Raw genomic sequence first — 17,474 nt, forward strand, 5'->3', positions numbered from 1 at the left:
AGCCGGGGCCTTCCGCAAATGGCATGGGGGCCGTCCCGGTGGCACAATTGGCCACTGCCATGCCCGCCCGGGCGGCCAAGTCCTTGGAGAGACGACGATGATCAGGGGAAAGCGAAGAAGGGAGCCGGCTGCGGCCGCACCGTTCGGGAGCAGAATGCAGGCCCGGAAGCAAAGTGATGGCTTCCGGGCCAGGAGGAAAAGCATGATGTGCCTGGAAGGCAGGGAGTGAGCCGGGTGGATTTTACGGAAAACCTGCGGCTGCTCTGTGGCCACTATCCGTCGATGGCCCAGGTGTGCCAGAAAATGGGTATCAACCGGACCCAGTTCAACAAGTACCTGAGCGGCAAGGTGCATCCCTCCAAGGCGAACCTGCGCCTGATCTGCGACTTTTTCGGGGTGGAGGAATTCGAGATCCTGATGCCCCATGAACAGTTCACCAAGCAGGTGATCGTGGCCCGCGCCGAGGGCGGTCCCCAGGACGGCTACTCCCGGAAAATGGCCGAGCTGCGCGCCCGGTCCCGGCCGAGCCTGGAGCGCTACCTGGGCTGGTATCACGAATACTACTATTCCCTGGGCTACCCGGGACGGATTTTCCGCTCGCTGATCCGGCTCGGTACCGGCAAGCAGGGCATCGCCTATACCAGGTACGAACGGCTGATCGGCGCGGCGGCGCGCGGCGAAAAAGTGACCCACTGCCGTTACCATGGCATCGCCGTCAACCTGTGCGATCGCATCTTCCTGATGGACTACGAGGCGCTGACGGAAAACGAAATCACCCAGACGGTGCTGTTCCCCTCCTACAAGAGCCAGCTCAAGCACCTGCTCGGCGTGAAAATCGGCGTGTCGTCCAACAGCCATCGCACCCCGGCCTGTACCCGGGTGCTCTATGACTACCTGGGCGACAGCATCGATTTCAAGAAGCAGTTCAGGGTGTGCGGCCTGTATGAGGAAGCCGAGGTCGACGGCCGTATCCGGGCCGCCATCGACAACCGGCGAGGGAGTGATGAACCGCTGTTTCTCGCCATCGGCGAGTAGGCCTTTGCGGCGCCGAACCAAAAAAACCGGGGCTGGGCCCCGGTTGGAAAGGTGAACTTAACTTGAGGTCTTTCAGGAGATCTTCATCAGCGCCGGTATGCCGGGCAGCATGCCCACCATGGCCATGATCACCAGCAGCACCGCGAAGGTGATGCCGGGGATCACCCAGCGGTCCATCAGGCGCAGCTTTTTGCCGCGCTCCTTGTCACCGATAAGTCCCAGGTTGTCGAGCAGCATGGTCATGGACCAGCCGAACACCGGGTTGACGAAGGCGGAGGCGAACACCACTATGCCGGCGGACTGGCTGCTGGTGGTGCTGCGGGTCATCTGCATGCCGGCTTCCAGCAGGGGCATAAAGACGCCGACGATAAGCGCCACCCGCAGCACCGGATCCCACACCGCCAGATCCATGGGGTAGCCCCAGAGGGCGGCGATAACGCAGAACAGGCCGGTGAGCATGGCGCCGGCGGGAATGGGCCGCTTGGCGATGGCCGCCGGAATGATATAGGTGCCCCAGGAGGAGGCCAGGTTGCCGCCGCCGAGCAGGCTGCCCACCGCCTGGCGCACCGAGGCCACGCCCATGGTGTCGTCCACGTTCATCAGCACCTTGTCGGCCTTCTTCGGGTAGTTCAGTTCCTGGAACACCCGCTGGCCCATAAAGTCCGGCGACCACATGGCCACCGCCAGCACCGCGAAGGGCGCCACGCTGATGAAATGGTGCAGCTCGGGCCAGCCCATCTGCCAGCCGGTGCTTTCGCCCCACCAGTAGCTCGGGCTCAGGTGGGGGATGCCCGGCTGGGTCACGAACTCGAATGGCGCGCCCAGCAGTATGGCGATCAGGAAGGCCAGGCCGGAGCCCAGCGGGATCGACAGCCAGCGCATTCCCAGCCGGGCCAGCAAGGCGTACATGATGATGGTGGCGAGGATCACCGCGAAGGCGATATGGCCCATCTCGATGCCCGTGGCCCAGGCGTTGAGCGCCTTGATCTGGCTGAGCAGGCCCATGGCGCCCAGGTAGATCAGCAGGCCGCCGCGCACCCCGTCGCTGGTGAGCGCCATCAGCTTGCTGCCGCCCTTGCTGATGCTGAGGATCAGGCCGAACAGGCCCACCATCAGCCCCAGCGCCAGGGGGTGGCCGCCGGAGGCGACGATCAGCGGGATCAAGGGGATCATGGGGCCGTGGGTGCCGGCCAGGTTGGCGTTGGGGTTGATCAGCCCCGAGAACAGGATCACGAACAGCAGGGCGGCGATCAGCATCTCGAAGCGGACGTTTTCCACCACGAAGTCGTTGCCCAGCCCGAGCGGCCCGGCGAAGGCGGCCACCACGGCGGCCACCATCACTATCTTGCCGATGGTCGCGGCCAGGGCCGGCACCATGTCTTCCAGCTCGAAGCGATAGTCCCGGAACGGCAGGTTGATGCGCCAGCGGCGGGGGGCCATGATCGACAGCTCGTGCTCCAGGTAGGCGGCGCGGCTGTCGAACTCGCGCCGGGGCTTGCGCAAATCGCGGTAACGGGGGGATTGGGCCTCTGACACGGGACTCTCCTTGATGATGCTCATCACTATGGTGTCATGTTGGCGCCCATGGTATGGCCTGTTACCGCTTTGTGCCATGCGACCTAAGTCTTAACAAAATGCCATTCTGTGAAATATTTTTTTAACAGCGGGCGGGCTTGCCCAGGCCCTCAGCCGTCGTCGGGGGCAGGGCTGCCCCGCACGATACGGATAAAATTCTGCAGGGCCGGGGAGTGGTTGTGGCGGTTCCAGGCGAAGTGGATCGACATGTCGCACTCCCGCAGCTCGGCCATGTCGATAAAGTGCACCCCGGGCGGCGAGCTCCAGCGGCAGTCGCCGGGCACGATGGAAATGCCCAGGCCGGCGGCGACCAGGCTGAGGATGGTGATGTTGTCGGCCCCCTGCTGCACCACCCTGGGCACCAGGCCGAGCCGGGTGAAGTAGGCGCTCAGCCGATCGTAGTAGAGGGGAGAGGTATGGCGGGGGCCCCAGACGAAGTCGAACTCGTTCAGCGCCCGCACCCGGGCGGGCGGCGAGGCCACCAGCGGGGAGCCGGCTGGCACCGCCAACACCAGGTGATCCCGGTGGAACAGATGGCTCTGCAGGAAGTCGGGGACCCTGTCCTCCAGATACAGGAAACCCGCGTCTATGGTGCCCTCCTTCAGCCTCTCGCCCTGGGGCCCCGAGAGCAGCGGATAGACCTCCAGCGCCACCTGGGGGTAGTCGTCCCGGAACCGGGCCAGCAGCCGCCGGATATCCGGCACCCACAGGTGGGACACCGTCACCCCCAGGGTGACCTTGCCGGTCAGCCCCTGGCCCAGGGCGCGGATGCGCGCCATCACCTGCTCCCGGTTTTCCAGCATCTTGCCGGCTTCTTCGTAGAGCGCCTGGCCGGCCACGGTCAGCGTCATGCCCCGGGTATGGCGCTCGAACAGGCTGACCTGCAGTTTTTCTTCCAGGGCGTGGATCTGGCGGGTCAGGGCCGGCTGGGCGATATGCACCCGGCGGCTGGCCGCCGACAGGGAGCCTTCCTCCACCACGGCGACAAAATAGTGCAACTGGCGAAAATCCATCTCAACATTCCGGTGTATTCACACCGGTCTCCATACCTTAATGGCATTGCAGGTATAGATATTTACTATTTTTTATATTGCAGTAACAAGTCCTATCTTGATCATTAAGCCGCCACCACGCCGGTGGGGCAAGGAAGCTGATTGCGAAGGAGATGCCTGATGAATACCAACCGCTGGATAGGGTTGCACTTTGTGCTCTGCACCCTGGCCATGATCTGGCCCGGGGCCCTGATCGCCAACCGGGTGGAGCCCATGATACTGGGCCTGCCGTTCCTGTTCTTCTGGTACATCCTGTGGATGTTCCTGCTGTTCGCCGGCCTGCTGGCGGCCTTTATCAAGCAGTATGGAGGCCAGCGCCATGTCTGACGCCGTCATCGTTACCGGCATTACCCTGTCCTACCTGCTGCTGGTGCTGTGGGTGGGGGTGCGCGCCCGCGGCAAGGGCACCGGCTCCAGCCTGGAGCAGTACGTGGCCGGCGGCCGCCACGTGGGGGTGCTGATCCTGTTCTTTATCCTGGGGGCGGAGATCTTCTCCGCCTTCGCCTTTCTCGGCACCCCGGGCTGGGCCTACCAGCACGGCGCGCCCGCCCTCTACATCCTGGCTTACCTGAGTCTTATCCCCATCATCATCTGGGTGATGGGGCCGCGGGTGCGCGAGCTGGGCAAGGCCCACGGCTACCTGACCCAGGCCGACCTGATCGCCCATCACTATCGCAGCCCGGGCCTGGGCGCCTTCGCCGGCATCATCAGCGTGGTGGCGCTGATCCCCTACCTGGCCATCCAGATCGCCGGCGCCGGCCTGCTGTTCCAGGCGGCCACCGGCGGCCTGGTGCCCTTCTGGCTGGGGGCGCTGCTCGCCTTCCTGGTGGTGGCGGCCTATGTGTACTGCAGCGGCCTGGGCGGCATCGGCTGGACCAACCTGCTGCAGGGGGTGATGATGATAGCCATCGCCTGGTTCCTCGGCTGGGCGGTGACCGACCGCCTGTTCGGCGGCGTCGGTCCCATGTTCGAGCAGATCCAGCTGCAGATGCCGGAATACCTGGTGATGCCGGGCGCCACCGGGGTCATGGGCTGGGGCGCCTTCAGCACCGCCATCCTGGTCAGCGCCTTCGGCGGCGCCATGTGGCCGCACCTGTTTATGAAGTTCTACACCGCCGAAAACGACCGTACCCTGCGCCAGGTGGCCGTGTTCTACCCGCTGTTCGCCTACCTGCTGGTGCCGCTGCTGCTGATCGGCTTCGCCGGCATCCTGGTGTTCGCCGACCAGCCCCTGGCCCGGCCCGACGAGGTGCTGCTCAAGCTGGTGATGGACGTGGCCGGCTTCTCGCCCTGGGTGACCGGCATCATGCTGTCCGGCGCCCTGGCGGCGGCCATGTCCACCGGCGCCAACCTGGCCCATACCGCCGCCACCATAGCGGTGCGCGATATCCTCTGCATCTCGGTGATGCGCAAGGCGTCCGAACGGGCCGTGGTGCGCGCCATTCAGCTGGGGGTGCTGGTGGTGTCGCTGCTCGGCTACCTGTTTGCGCTCTACAACCCGGCGTCGCTGGTGGCGGTGCTGCTGGGCGCCTTCGGTATCATAGTGCAGCTGATGCCCATGGTGGTCGGCGCCCTCTTCCTGCCCGCCCTCACCAAACAGGCGGTGATCGCCGGCACCCTGTTGGGCGGCGGCCTGACCCTGCTGTACCAGTTCTATCTGCCGTCGCCGCTGCAGTTCCATCCCGGCTTCTGGGGCTTTTTGCTCAACCTGCTGGTGGTGGCCCTATGGCAATGGCTGTTCAACAACAAGACCGACGCCGTGGCGTCCAAGGTATAAGGAAACCCCATGCAGATACATGAGCTGATCAAGGGCGCCCTGGCCCGTGTCTACGACGATATCGACCACCTCTACCAGGACCTGCACCGGCATCCGGAGCTGCCGTTCGAAGAGGTCGAGACCGGCCGCAAGCTGGCCGCCCGGCTGGACGCCATCGGCTATGAGGTGACCACCGGCCTCGGCAAGACCGGGGTGGTGGGCCTGCTGCAAAACGGCGAGGGGCCCTGCGTGATGCTGCGCGGCGACATGGACGCCCTGCCCATCCGCGAGCAGACCGGGCTCGATTACGCCAGCTGCCGCCACGGCGGGGAGGGGCCGGCGGTGATGCACGCCTGCGGCCACGACCTGCACGCCAGCTGCCTGACCGGCGCCGCCGCCGTGCTCCATGCCCTGCGCGAGCACTGGCGGGGCACCCTGATGGTGGTGCACCAGCCGGCGGAGGAGGTGTTCGGCGGTGCCCGCGCCATGCTCAGGGACGGCCTCTACGAGCGCATCGCCCGGCCCGACGTCATCCTGGGCCAGCACAACATGCCGGCGCTGGCCGGCATGGTGGGCCACATCGCCGGCCGGGCCATGGCCGCGGCCACCACCCTGGGGGTGACCATCCACGGCAACGGCGGCCACGGCTCCATGCCGGCCCAGGCGGTGGATCCGGTGGTGATCGCCGCCCACGCGGTGGTGCGGCTGCAGACCATCGTCTCCCGGGAAGTGGAGCCCAGCGAGCAGGTGGTGGTGACGGTGGGCAAGCTGCAGGCGGGCACCCAGGGCAACATCATCCCCCACAGCGCCGAGCTGGAGATCAACGTGCGCTGCTTCAGCGACGCGCTGCTGCAACAGGTGCTGGATGCTATCCGGCGCATCATCGACGCCGAGTGCCTGGCGGGGCGCTCGCCGAAGCCGGCGGAATACCGGGTGCTGAGCGAAACCATCACCCTGGACAACGACGCCGCCACCGTGGAGCGGCTGCGCCGGGCCCACGGCGACTATTTCGGCGAGCAACGGCTGTTCGAGATGGGCCGGCTCGGCGGCAGCGAGGATTTCCCCTACTTCGGCAACGCCGCCGCCGGCGGCTTCGAGGGCGGGGACATCCCCTACGCCTACTGGTTTATCGGCGCCGCCACCGCCGAGAGCTGGGCCGGCACCCGCGGCGAGCGGGTCTATGATCGCATGCGCCAGCTGCCCATGCCCCACTCGCCCTACTATGCGCCCGACCGCCAGCCCTCCCTGGAAACCGGCATCGCCGCCCTGGTCACCGGCGCCCTGGCGTTTCTGGAGCGGTAGCGGCGGCAGGGCTTTCTGCCACCCCTTCGGCGGGCTTTCAGGCGGCCTGCTGATTGGCATTATCCGCAGGCCCCGCCTGATTCAGCTATTGTCCGGCGCCTTGGTGCTGAAGCGCAGCAGATGGGTGCGCTCCACCAGGATGTAGAGGATGACCCCGGTGGCCAGGCCCCAGCTGGCGCCGTACACCGCCAGCACCACGCCCATGGTGCCGGCGATGCCCCGCTCGGTGTTGTTGTTGAGCTGCTCGAAGCCCACCATCAGGCAGATGTAGCCGGTGAGGATCAGGGTCAGCGACAGGGCGATGGGCAGCACCGGCTGGAAGAAGCTGACCAGGGGCAGCATGAACAGGGCGAGGAAACCGGTGATCCAGAAGGTGCCGGTGCCGCTGTAGATGGACTCCATGGCCTCGCGGCCGTGCTTGTAGCGCTCCGCCATGGTAGCGGCGACGGCGGTCCACAGGGGGCCGGCCAGGCCGGGGTAGGGGGCGAAGCAGGCGTGCAGGGCGTTGCGCAGGGCGGTGACCAGGTGCACCCGGTCGATGTTGTTTTCGATGACTTCGTCGGTGCGCAGTTCATCGGCCCGCTGCATCAGCGACTGGCCGACGATGATGTCGCCGAAGGCGATGATGTAGGCGATCACCGCGGTGGGCACCGCCAGCATAAAGACCCGGGGCTCGGGAAAGCCGACGCTGAACGGCAGGTACTGCCACATGGCGGCGAAGTCGGGCTGGGTGATGCCCCACCTGACGTCGGGCATGGAATATTCGCCCACGGCGATGCCCACCAGTATGGCGATGATCATGCCCGGCACCATGCCGTAGTTGACGATCTTGCGGGCCATGGGCACCCGTTCCAGCAGCCCCTTGAAGGACACCGAGAACATCAGGTACAGGCAGATCAGGCTGCCCAGCACCAGGGAAATGGGGGTGTTGGCCAGGCGGCCGCCGCTGGAGATCTCGCCCATCAGGGCGGCGATGCCGGCGCCGATGATGATGCCGCCCTTGAGTGAGTTGGGCACCAGCCGTACCATCACCGAGCCCAGCCGGGTCAGGCCCAGCACCAGGAAGATCAGGAACACCAGCAGCTGCAGCGCGAACAGCGCCTGGATGGCGGCCGGCCCCGGCTCGAAGTCGCCGAGGAACAGCAGCACCACCGGAATGCCGGGGGTGATCCAGCCGGGCACGAAGGGCACCCCGAGCAGGGCCGGCAGCATAAAGCCGATGCCGCACACCACCACGTAGGCCAGGGCCACCTCGTAGGGCAGGCCCAGGTATTTTTCCAGCAGCGGGATCATGGCCAGGCTGACCACGAACATGATCAGCGCCTGCATCATCTCCGCCGTTTCCCAGCGGTAATGCACGAAAGGCAGGCGGATCTTGAACGGGCCGAGCGGCCAGTGGGGCTGTTCGGCCCCGTGTTGACGTTTGAATACTTGCATGGTTCCCTCCAGCGCACACCACAGGTGTGCGGATCATGGCGTTGAGTGAGCAAAGGGGTGCGACGGCTCCCTGCACCCGGCTGGTCGTCGGCGGCGCGGTCAGAGCTCCCTGGCCCAGTCGCGCAGCACGTATTTCTGCACCTTGCCGGTCGAGGTCTTGGGCAGGTTGGTGAACACCACCGTCTTCGGTACCTTGAAGCCGGCCAGGTGCTGGCGGCAATAGCCGATGATGTCGTTTTCGCTGGCGTACTCGCCGCTTTTCAGGGTCACGAAGGCGCAGGGCGTTTCGCCCCATTTCTCGTCCGGCCGGGCCACCACCGACACTTCCAGCACCGCCGGGTGTTTGTAGAGCACGTCTTCCACTTCGATGGTGGAGATGTTCTCGCCGCCGGAGATGATGATGTCCTTCAGCCTGTCCTTGATCTCGATGTAACCGTTGGGGTGGCACACCGCCAGATCGCCGGTGTGGAACCAGCCCCCTTCGAAGGCCTCGGCGGTGGCGTCCGGGTTCTTCAGGTAGCCCTTCATCACCGTATTGCCGCGCATAAAGATCTCGCCGATGGTCTGGCCGTCCTGGCTGACCGGCGCCAGGGTCTTGGGATCCGCCACCATGACGCCCTCCAGGGTGGGGTAGCGCACCCCCTGGCGGGCCTTGAGCCGGGCCCTTTCCTCCAGGCTGTATTGATCCCACTCCCGGTGCCAGGCGCAGACGGTGACCGGGCCGTAGACTTCGGTCAGGCCGTAGACGTGGGTGACCCGGATGCCCATTTCCTCGATGGCGCCGATCACCTTGGCGGGCGGCGCCGCCCCCGCCACCATGGCGTGGACCGGGTGGTCGATGGCCGCCTTGGCGGCCTCGGGCATGTTGATCAGGGCGTTGAGGATGATGGGGGCGCCGCATAAATGGCTGACCCCGTGCTCGCGGATCAGGGTGAGGATCTTCTGGGGATCCACCCGGCGCAGGAACACATGGGTGCCGGCCAGGGCGGTCACCGTCCAGGGGTAGCACCAGCCGTTGCAGTGGAACATGGGCAGGGTCCACAGGTAGACGGGGTGCTGGCCCATGGCCCAGGTCATCTGGTTGCCCAGGGCGTTGAGGTAGGCGCCCCTGTGGTGATAGATCACCCCCTTGGGGTTGCCGGTGGTGCCCGAGGTGTAGTTGAGGGAAATGGCCTGCCATTCGTCCTCCGGCCACTGCCAGTCGAAGGCCGGATCCCCTTCCGCCAGCAAGGCCTCGTAGTCCAGCTCGCTCACCGGCTCGCCCTCGCCGTATTCCGGGTCGTTGACGTCGACCACCAGCGGCGGCACCGGCAGCAGGGCCAGGGCATCGCGGATCACCTGGTGGAACTCCCGATCGGTGATCAGCACCTTGGCCTCGCCGTGGCGCAGCATAAAGGCGATGGCCTCGGCATCCAGGCGCACGTTGAGGGTGTTGAGCACGGCGCCGATCATGGGCACGCCGAAATGGGCTTCCAGCATGGCCGGGATATTGGGCAGCATCACCGCCACGGTGTCGCCCCGGCCTATGCCCCGCCCGGCCAGGGCCGAGCCCAGGCGGCGGCAGCGTTGGTAGGTGTCGGCCCAGGTCCGGCGGATGGCGCCGTGGATCACCGCCGGATACTCGGGGTAAACGGCGGCGGTGCGCTCGATAAAGCTCAGCGGCGACAGGGCCAGGTGATTGACGGCGGTGGGGGCCAGGCCGGTTTCAAATATGGACATCGTCTTTCCCTCTTGCGAACGTTGGCTTCCGTATCACTGTTGTTTCATTTAGGTAATCTTTTATTAACATGCGATACTTTATAGCAACGGGATATGGTTTATGGAAATATTCTGTAGTCTTATAGTATTTTCACTAGGTGGTGGCACCCATGATTGAGGAGCAACAGCAGGGCATCCGATTGCAGTCCTGGCTACGGCTGCTGCGGGAAGGAGGCCCGGCGGGGGAAAGCGCCGATGCCCTGTGCCGCTATGTGCGGGCTTGCCCCGGCGTACAGCAGGCCTACTGGCTGGGCTGGCAGGAGCGGGGGCGGATCTATGCCCATGAAGGCCGGGGGCCGGATCTGCCGCCGGGGCAGGGCGATCCGCTGCAGGCCAGCGATCTGGCGCTGTACCGGGCCTTGCAGCGACGGCGCTACCTGAGCCTGGAGCAGGCAAGGGAACTGCCTTGCTGGCTGGCGGGCCGGCTGCGGCGGGCCGGGCAGGCCCATGGCGGCCTGCTGCCCCTGGCCCAGCCCCGGCCGGGGATACTGCTGGTGGCCATGGCGCCCGGGGCCGACCCGGCCTGGTTGCCCGAGCTGGGGGTGCTGTTGCACAGCCTGCTGGCTCAGCTGCCCCTGATGGCGGCCAGTAGCCCCCTGCTCAACGCCGATCCCCAGGCCGCCATCGAGTTCGAGCCCGACGCCACGCCGCGGGCGCTCAATGCCGCCATGCAACGGCTGCTGGGGGAGCGGCCCCTGATCGAGGTGGCGGCCCTGCTGCCGGTCAACTACCGCCAGCTGGTGTCCGCCTGCCTGGGTCAGGGCCGTGCCATCGGCGAGGTGGAAGCCCAGGTGGGCGAGCGCATCCTGCTGTGGCAGTTCATTCCCGAGCCGGCCGAACGGCGGGTGCTGGCCCGCTGCCGGGATGCGACCGAGGAGCTGACCGCCAGCCGCGAGGCGGCGGTGGCCACCCGCCTGTACCGGCTGATCACCGAGAACACCACCGATCTTATCTCCCGCCATACCCCCGACGGCTGTTTCCTCGATGCCTCGCCCGCCTCCTGGGTGCTGCTCGGCTACTGGCCGGAGCAGTTGCGCGGCCAGCCGGTGCAGCCGCTGCTGCACCCGCGGGACAGGGCGCTGCAACTGCGCCGGGCGGGCGAGGCCCTGGCGCGGGACGGCTACCTGACCCTGACCTACCGGGTACGGCACCGCCAGGGGCATTATCTGTGGTTCGAGACCGCCTGCCGCGCCATCCGGGAGACCTACACCGGCGCCGTGGTGGAGGTGGTGTGCGTGTCCCGGGACATCACCGCCCGGGTGCAGGCGGAAGAGAACAACCGTCGCCTGGCGGAGGTGGTGAAGGCCAACACCGATCTGGTGCTCTTTATCGATCCCGAAGGGCGGCTGACCTCGGTCAACCCCTCGGGCCGGCGGGCGCTGGGGATCGAGGAAGGAGGGGCGCTGCCGGCCCTGGCCGCGCTGATGAGCGGGGAGGACTTCGCCCGCCTGCAGCGGCAGGGCTGGGCGGCGGCCGAGCGGGACGGCGCCTGGACCGCCGAAGCCCGGCTGCTGCCCCAGGGCGGGGGCGCCGCCCTGACGGTGTCGCTGGTGTTGCTGGCGCACAAGGGCGCCGGCGGCCAGTACTACTTCTCGCTGGTGGCGCGGGACATGACCGAGCGGGAGCTGCGGGAGGCCCAGCAACGCCGGCACCAGGACGAGCTGGCCCATACCGCCCGGCTGGTCACCCTGGGGGAGCTGGCCTCGGGCATCGCCCACGAGATCAACCAGCCCCTGGCCGCCGTGGTCAATTACGCCGGCGCCAGCCTGCGCTACCTGAACGGCATGGCCGACAACCCCGGCGCCCTGGACAAGGTGGCGGAGGGGTTGCACCGCATCACCGGCCACGCCCGCCACGCCGCCGAGGTGATCAGCCGGCTGCGGGGCTTCCTGCGCAAGGGGCAGCGGCGCATGCAGGCGCTGGACATGGAAGAGGTGGTGCGCGAAGCCATCGACTTCTGCGCCTGGGAGGCGGCCCGGCACAGGATCACCATAGTGCCGCAGCTGGCGCCGGCCCTGCCGGTGGTGTACGGGGATCCGGTGCTGCTGGAGCAGGTGCTGCTCAACCTGCTGCGCAACGCCATCGAGGCGAACCGGGAGCGGCACCCGGATGCCGATTCCCGCATCCGGCTGAGGGTGGAGGCCGAGCCGGAGCGGCTGCTGCTGCGGGTCAGCGATCAGGGGCCGGGGGTGGGGCCCGAACAACGGGCGCGGCTGTTCACCCCCTTTTATACCAGCAAGGCGGATGGCCTGGGCTTGGGTTTGTCCATGAGCCGCAGTATCGTAGAGGGCTTTGGCGGCGGCCTGGATCTGGAGCCAAACGGCAGCGAAGGCGCCACCTTCTATTGCTGGCTGCCGCGCCGGCCCGAGGACGGGGCGGGGAACGCCATCGCCGGTGAACAACGGACAGGAGGACAATGATGCCGACCCGGGAGCAAATCGTGTATGTGGTGGACGACGACCAGGGCATGCTGGATTCCACCGTTTGGCTGTTCGAGTCGGTGGGCCTGAAAGCCGAACCCTTTACCAGCGGCCAGGCCTTTCTCGCCGCCTGCGACGCCGGCGCCAATGCCTGCGTCCTGCTCGATATCCGCATGCCGGGCATGGGCGGCCTGCATGTGCAGGAGGAGATGCGCGCGCGCGGCATAGCGCTGCCGGTGATCTTCGTCAGCGGCCATGCCGACGTGCCCATAGTGGTGCGGGCCTTCCGCGCCGGGGCGGTGGATTTTATCGAAAAGCCATACAACGAGCAGTTGCTGCTCGACAGCGTGCAGCAGGCCCTGAGCCGGGGCCGGCAGGAGGCCTGCGACGATGTGGCCAGGCAACTGGTACGCGCCCGGCTGGCGGAGCTGACCCCGCGGGAGCAGGATATCTTCCTGCCCCTGGTGCAGGGCTACGGCAACAGGGAGATTGCCGAGCAACTGGGCATCAGCGTCAAGACGGTGGACTTGTACCGCTCACGCATCATGAAGCGGCTGGCGGCGGACAACCTGCCCGAACTGGTGGGCCTGGCCATCGCCGCCGGCCTGGTCGATCCCCTGGATCTGCGCGGCGCCTCGCCGGGCTGACCGGCTGCGCGCTATTTGCCCTGTTTCCTGCGCTCGGTGATGGTGGCGCCGCCCACGCCGTAGTTGTCGGTGTCGATCTCGTCGATCACCACCACTGTGGTGCCGGGGCCACGCCCCACCACCTGCACCAGCAGCTCGGTGACGCCGGCGATCAGTGCGGCTTTCTGCTCCCGGGTGATGGGCTCTTGTTCCCGGGTGAGCTTGATGTTGACGTAGGGCATAAGGGTTCTCCTTGGGTGGGTGACAACGGGTGTCGGTAACGGCCCCAGAGCAGGGCCAGGGCGCCGAGCAGCACCGCCAGGGCGCCGCCCAGCAGGGCTTGGTCGAAATGGTGCCGCTGGCCGAGGCTCAGCCCCGCCAGCACCGGGCCGATGATCTGGCCCAGGCCGAAGGCGGCGGTGAGCCCGGCCAGGGTGGCCTGGACCCGGTTAGGGGTCAGTTTCCGGCCCAGCGACAGGGTCAGGGCGGTGATGCCCATAAAGGTGCCGCCGAACAGCAGGGCGCCGAGCAGGGCCCCGGCCGGGCCCGGCCAGAGCAGGGGCAGCACTATGCCCAGGGCCTGCGCCAGGTGGGCGGCGATCAGGGTGCCGGCCAGGCCCAGGCGGTGGCCCAGTCCCAGCCAGAGGCCGCAGGAGGGGATGGCCGCCAGCCCCACCAGCAGCCAGCTCAGGTGGCCGAGTCCGGCCAGCGCCGGTTGCTGGTGCAGCATGGCCACCATAAAGGTGCCGGTGATGATGTAACCCAGCCCCTCGCAGAAATAGGCCAGCAGCAGCCAGGGCAGCAGGCCGGGCCTACGCGGCGCCGGCATCTGCGCCGAGGGTGCCGCCGGGACGGACATGGCGGCGCCGGGCAGGCCGAACCAGGGCAGCAGTGCCAGCAGTCCGCCCAGTGCCGCCAGCCCCAGCCAGCCACCCCGCCAGCCGGCCAGGCTGTCCAGCCAGGGCACCGCCAGGGCGCTGAGGGCGATGCCCAGCCCCACGCCGCTGTACAGCCAGCCACTCTTGGCCGCCCGGCCCCGGCGGCCAAGTTCCTCCAGCACCAGCCCCGAGGCCAGCACGAAGGCGGCGGCGCTGCTCCAGCCGGCCAGAAAACGCCACAGCAGCCAGAGCCAGGGGGAGCTGGTCAGGCCCATGGCGGCCACGCAGGCCAGGTTCAGCAGCAGCTGGCGGCGCAGGCGCGGCAGCGGCTTGCTGCCGGGGCGGGAGCCGGCCAGCCAGAGGGCGCCGAGCAGGTAGCCCAGGTAGTTGCCCGAGGCCAGCCAGCCGGCCAGCAGATCCGACAGGGGCTGGTCGGCCTGCATCAGCGGCAGCAGCGGGGTATAGGCGAAGCGGCCTATGCCCATGACGATGGCCAGCAGGGCGATACCGGCGGCCAGGCTCAGGCGCCAGGAGGCGTGGGATGTCACTGGGGCTCCTCGTTCTCGTTCCTGCTTCATCATTGCCCTTGTGCGCCATTCAGTCTAATGATTAGTTATGATGCGGCTTTCATAAAAAGTGATGGGTAAGGCGATGGCGATGGATTTGCATGAACTCAGGGTGTTTCTGGCGGTGTGGGAGCAGGGTGGGGTGACGGCGGCGGCCCGCCAGCTGCACTGCGTGCAGTCGAACGTGACCGCCCGGCTGCAGGCGCTGGAAAGCAGCCTGGGCACGCCGCTGTTCTACCGCCGAGCCAGGGGCATGGTGCCGACGCCGGCGGCGGAAAAGCTGCAGGGCTATGCCCGGCGCATGCTGCACCTGGCGGAGCTGGCGCACCAGGCGGTGCAGCCGGCGGCGCAGCCGGAAGGCAGCCTGGTACTGGGCTCGATGGAAACCACGGCGGCCATCCGCCTGCCGCCGGTGCTGGCGGACTTCCACCGGGCCCATCCCGGGGTGGAGATCCGGCTGCATACCGGCACCAGCGCCGAGCTGCGCCGGGAGGTGCTGGAATACCGGCTGGAAGGAGCCCTGGTGGGGGGCGAGCTGGACCACCCGGAGCTGGAGCAGCAGGTGCTGTTCGCCGAGGAGATGGTGCTGGTAGCGCCGGCAGGCTGTACCGGGCTGGAGGACGAGCGCATCCGCGCCCTGATCGGCTTTCGCCAGGGTTGCTCCTACCAGGCCCGGCTCGACGCCTGGCTAAAGGAGTTGGGCCGGCCGCCGCTGCGCTTGATGGAGTTCGGCTCGCTCGAGGCCATCCTCGGCTGCGTGGCCGCCGGCATGGGGGTGAGTCTGATGCCCAGGGCGGTGGTGGAACACCGGGACTATGGCCGGGGGCTGCGACAGCTGCCGGTGCCGGAGCGGCTGGCCCGGGTCAACACCTGTTTTATCCGCCGCCAGGACATGCCGCCCAGCGCGGCGCTGCAGGCCCTGCTGGCGCGGCTGGGCGGTGGCCATGGGGCCGTCAGGTCCTGAAGCTGGACACCAGTTGCGTCAGCTGGCGGCTGAGGCCGGTCTGCTCGCCGTAGGCGCCTTCGACTTCGGTGGACATTTCCTGCAGCCGGTTGGCCGACTCGCTGATCGCCAGGATGTTCCGGTTGATGTCCTCGGTCACCAGTTGTTGTTCTTCGGCGGCGCTGGCGATCTGGGTCGTCATGTCCCGGATCTGCTCGACCGAGGTCTCTATGGCTTCGAACGCCTGCCTCGTTTCATCGGACAGGGCGATGGCGGCGTCGGACTCTTTCAGGCTGTGCTCCATGGTGACGGAAACGTTCCGGGTACGGCTGACCAGCAGGCCGAGGATGTTGTTGATCTCCTCGGTCGACTGTTGGGTTCGGTTGGCCAGGGTCCGGACTTCGTCGGCGACCACCGCGAAGCCGCGGCCCTGCTCTCCGGCGCGGGCGGCCTCTATGGCGGCATTCAGGGCCAGCAGGTTGGTCTGGCCGGCGATATCCTGAATGGTGGAGATGATATCGTTGATGCTCCCGGTCTCCTTCTCCAGCTCGAGGATGACGGCGTTCGCCTGGCGGATACTGTCGCCCAGCCGGCCGACGCCGGTGGCGCTGCGGTCGATGATCTCCTTGCCGTCGCGGGTCGCGTCGAGGCTCCGATTAGACACGTCGGCGGTGTCGTTGCAGTTGCGGGCGACTTCGTTGGCGGTCGAGGCCATTTCGGTCACGGCGGTGGCGATCTGTTCCAGGGAGTCGCGCTGGTGCCCGATCGCGCCGGCCATCTGGCTGGCGCTGGCGTTGGTGCGCGCCGAAACCCGGTCCATGCTGGTCGAGGTTTCCTTGATGGCGCTCACCAGGCGCTGGGTCGATGCCACGAATTGGTTGAACCAGCGCGCCAGCTCGCCGGTTTCATCCCGGCTGTCGACATCGAGCCGGGTGGTGAGGTCGCCTTCGCCCTCGGCGATGGTTTTCAAACGGCCCTTGACCGCATTGATCGGATTGACGATACGGCCGGCGATCACCAGTCCCAGCAGGCCGAACAGCAACACCAGCACCAGGCTGACGATCAGGGTGGTGCGCGTCAGCTGCTGCGCCTCGGCATACACTTCGTCGCGCTGCATAAAACCGACGAACTTCCAGCCCAGCCCGGGCGACTGGTAGACATTGGCCATGTAGTCGACCCCGTCGATGGAAACTTCGGCCAGGCCGGCTTGCTGGGCCCCGAGCGCCTTGAAGTTTCCGAGTTCGGCCAGGGGCTTGAAGTTGTTGGCCGGATTGCCGCCATCGACCAGGACATTGCCGTTGCCTTCGACGATCATGATAAAGCCGGTCTCGCCGAAACGGATCCGCTGCACCATGTCGGTGAGCGCCTTCAGCGAGACGTCGATCGCCACCACCCCTTCGAAGTCGCCGCGCTCGTCCTGGAAGCCTTTCAGCAGGGAGACATAGACCGAATCGTCACCTTCCCAGTAATAGCCGTCGCGCCGTACCAGCTGGTAGTTGCCGTCGCGACCCAGGTCGAACCAGGGACGCTTGCGCGGATCCCAGTTGCCGTAGTTGTCGCTGCCGGGCCATTCCAGATAGCCGCCGTGCCGGTCGCCCATATAGACGTACCCCAGGGTCGGATTGTTGTTGCCGATGGCGCTGAACAGTTCGAACAGCCGCTGCTCGCGGCCGCCGTTGGCCATGGCGACCTCGGCGGGCTTGCGGCCCTCGTTGAAATAGGTGCTGATGGCGCCTGCGCGGGTCTGGCTCAGGATCGGATAGTCCGCCATCATCGACACCAGGTGGCCCATGGTGTCGAAGAAGTTGCCGAAGGCCTGATCGACGATGGCGATGTCGAGGCTGCTGGCCTCGGCGAAGCGTTGCTTGGCGTCCTGGTTGACGTTGCGCAGCGTCAGTGCCACGACCACGATCACCGGCAACAGGGTGGTGCAGAGAAAAGCCGCGAGCAGTTTGGTTTTAATGCTGGTCATTGAATTGAACTCCGTGAAAGTAGAGCGACGGGAGCGGCGAGCGCCTTCTTGCCCGAGCGGATTTTTTTTCTCTTAGGCAATTATCATGCCCGAATTTAGGAATAGATAGCGTTATTTGAGTCCCGATTTGCGGCTGGGCGAGGACGACGGGGGC

The 17,474-nt window shown here is 66.8% G+C and carries 14 protein-coding genes; 7 read left to right on the forward strand and 7 right to left on the reverse strand.

Features of this window, described 5'->3' with window-relative positions:
* The first annotated feature begins 234 nt into the window (after positions 1-234).
* Positions 235-1,035 (forward strand): helix-turn-helix domain-containing protein, encoded by an 801-nt coding sequence (locus JKV55_RS08895; RefSeq protein ID WP_202084343.1) that lies wholly within the window; start codon positions 235-237, stop codon positions 1,033-1,035.
* Positions 1,036-1,107: 72 nt separating this feature from the next.
* Here the strand turns inward: JKV55_RS08895 and JKV55_RS08900 are convergent, their stop codons facing one another.
* Positions 1,108-2,571 (reverse strand): DUF3360 family protein, encoded by a 1,464-nt coding sequence (locus JKV55_RS08900; RefSeq protein ID WP_369409632.1) that lies wholly within the window; start codon positions 2,569-2,571, stop codon positions 1,108-1,110.
* 149 nt (positions 2,572-2,720) lie between these two features.
* On the reverse strand, positions 2,721-3,623 hold the full coding sequence (locus JKV55_RS08905; protein WP_202084347.1) for a LysR family transcriptional regulator: 903 nt from the start codon (positions 3,621-3,623) through the stop codon (positions 2,721-2,723).
* A gap of 159 nt (positions 3,624-3,782) precedes the next feature.
* On the opposite strand from JKV55_RS08905, the gene JKV55_RS08910 reads away from it, so the two are divergent.
* Genes JKV55_RS08910 through JKV55_RS08920 form a run of 3 tightly spaced genes read left to right on the forward strand, consistent with a single transcriptional unit; the run spans position 3,783 to position 6,720 of the window.
* Positions 3,783-3,989 (forward strand): hypothetical protein, encoded by a 207-nt coding sequence (locus tag JKV55_RS08910; protein ID WP_094039059.1) that lies wholly within the window; start codon positions 3,783-3,785, stop codon positions 3,987-3,989.
* Positions 3,982-5,439 (forward strand): sodium:solute symporter family protein, encoded by a 1,458-nt coding sequence (locus tag JKV55_RS08915; protein WP_202084349.1) that lies wholly within the window; start codon positions 3,982-3,984, stop codon positions 5,437-5,439. The genes JKV55_RS08910 and JKV55_RS08915 overlap by 8 nt, the downstream gene beginning before the upstream one ends.
* A 9-nt stretch (positions 5,440-5,448) precedes the next feature.
* The gene (locus tag JKV55_RS08920) at positions 5,449-6,720 is read left to right on the forward strand and encodes an amidohydrolase (protein WP_202084350.1); all 1,272 of its coding nucleotides are present in this window, start codon (positions 5,449-5,451) and stop codon (positions 6,718-6,720) included.
* An 81-nt stretch (positions 6,721-6,801) separates the two neighbouring features.
* Here JKV55_RS08920 and JKV55_RS08925 read toward each other — a convergent pair whose 3' ends face one another.
* Together JKV55_RS08925 and JKV55_RS08930 are read right to left on the reverse strand one after the other, a co-directional pair.
* Entirely contained in the window at positions 6,802-8,157 is a 1,356-nt protein-coding gene (locus tag JKV55_RS08925; RefSeq protein WP_202084352.1) for a solute carrier family 23 protein, read from the reverse strand.
* Positions 8,158-8,256: 99 nt separating this feature from the next.
* Complete coding sequence (locus JKV55_RS08930; protein WP_202084354.1) at positions 8,257-9,876, reverse strand: acyl-CoA synthetase; 1,620 nt, start codon at positions 9,874-9,876, stop codon at positions 8,257-8,259.
* Positions 9,877-10,025: 149 nt separating this feature from the next.
* On the opposite strand from JKV55_RS08930, the gene JKV55_RS08935 reads away from it, so the two are divergent.
* Together JKV55_RS08935 and JKV55_RS08940 are read left to right on the forward strand one after the other, a co-directional pair.
* Complete coding sequence (locus JKV55_RS08935; protein ID WP_202084356.1) at positions 10,026-12,335, forward strand: PAS domain-containing sensor histidine kinase; 2,310 nt, start codon at positions 10,026-10,028, stop codon at positions 12,333-12,335.
* Positions 12,332-12,982, forward strand: coding sequence for a response regulator transcription factor (locus JKV55_RS08940; RefSeq protein WP_202084358.1), 651 nt, complete (start codon positions 12,332-12,334; stop codon positions 12,980-12,982). Before JKV55_RS08935 ends, JKV55_RS08940 begins: the two co-directional genes overlap by 4 nt.
* An 11-nt stretch (positions 12,983-12,993) precedes the next feature.
* On the opposite strand, the gene JKV55_RS08945 is transcribed toward JKV55_RS08940, so the two are convergent.
* A complete protein-coding gene (locus JKV55_RS08945; RefSeq protein ID WP_202084360.1) occupies positions 12,994-13,203 on the reverse strand; it encodes a tautomerase family protein in 210 nt (69 codons plus the stop codon).
* Positions 13,134-14,387, reverse strand: a complete 1,254-nt coding sequence (locus tag JKV55_RS08950) for a YbfB/YjiJ family MFS transporter (RefSeq protein ID WP_202084361.1) — start codon at positions 14,385-14,387, stop codon at positions 13,134-13,136. Before JKV55_RS08950 ends, JKV55_RS08945 begins: the two co-directional genes overlap by 70 nt.
* 109 nt (positions 14,388-14,496) lie before the next feature.
* Here JKV55_RS08950 and JKV55_RS08955 point away from each other — a divergent pair, with 109 nt between their 5' ends.
* The gene (locus JKV55_RS08955) at positions 14,497-15,369 is read left to right on the forward strand and encodes a LysR family transcriptional regulator (protein ID WP_202084363.1); all 873 of its coding nucleotides are present in this window, start codon (positions 14,497-14,499) and stop codon (positions 15,367-15,369) included.
* Here JKV55_RS08955 and JKV55_RS08960 read toward each other — a convergent pair.
* Complete coding sequence (locus JKV55_RS08960; RefSeq protein ID WP_202084365.1) at positions 15,359-17,320, reverse strand: methyl-accepting chemotaxis protein; 1,962 nt, start codon at positions 17,318-17,320, stop codon at positions 15,359-15,361. The two genes, JKV55_RS08955 and JKV55_RS08960, sit on opposite strands and share 11 nt — an antisense overlap.
* Between the last annotated feature and the right edge of the window lie 154 nt (positions 17,321-17,474).

This window comes from Zobellella iuensis (assembly GCF_016746085.1).
GTDB lineage: Bacteria > Pseudomonadota > Gammaproteobacteria > Enterobacterales > Aeromonadaceae > Oceanimonas > Oceanimonas iuensis.